The 626-nt window shown below is 41.1% G+C and carries 2 protein-coding genes; both read right to left on the bottom strand.

The window, feature by feature from the left end; genetic code table 11:
* Positions 1-321 (bottom strand): cellulose synthase operon protein YhjQ/BcsQ (locus R8N47_RS26215; protein WP_318186232.1); only part of this gene is annotated, 321 nt, incomplete at its 3' end.
* The coding region (locus tag R8N47_RS26210) for a hypothetical protein (RefSeq protein ID WP_318186231.1) at positions 318-626 on the bottom strand (309 nt) is incomplete at its 5' end. The genes R8N47_RS26215 and R8N47_RS26210, both read right to left, overlap by 4 nt.

Below are 626 nucleotides of genomic sequence, written 5' to 3'. Positions count from 1 at the left end.
ACCTAGCATTGATAGGTAGTGAGAACGCTCGTTAAAAAACGCTTTTAACTGCTCAGAATTCAGATGGCCAAACGGTAAAAAAAGTGCACCTTGTGGGCTTTCATAGCCAGCCTGGGTCCAAGGTTTATCTGAAAGAAGTTGTTTCGCCCAGCCATCTTGCTCTTCCTGCGGCAAGCCAAGATGAGTTTGCAGTAAACTGTTAGGCACCACCTCAATGGCCAGTACCTGTTTGTTTATCTTAACTAATGCTTGTGCCAAGTTCGCAGCGACGGTCGTTGAGCCACAACCACCTTTTAAACTAACAAAAAGAAGGCGTTTCATATCGCTTCCGTTTCTAAACCTTTCTGCTTATTACGCACTTGAGGCAGAGCATTACGAGCACTGTTGGCTTGAAAGACCAACCACTTATTTTTAGCTTGCACGTAAGACTCGTTTTCTGTTGTTTCAATATACTTATGTTGAGTTAAGTTATAAGAAGAGTAGATCGAATTAATATCTTTTGCAGACTCAGTCATAGAATTTTTCACAATGTAACGGAGCTTAAACTGAGATAACAGCAATCCCGCCACTATCATTTTCAGTATAAATTCCATTGTTAAAAAATTGACGCATCGACCTATGCGTCT

The sequence above is a fragment of the Vibrio sp. 2132-1 genome (genome assembly GCF_033344315.1).
Note: the sequence above shows the minus strand (reverse complement) of the source record. Positions and strands in the feature narration are given on the sequence as shown.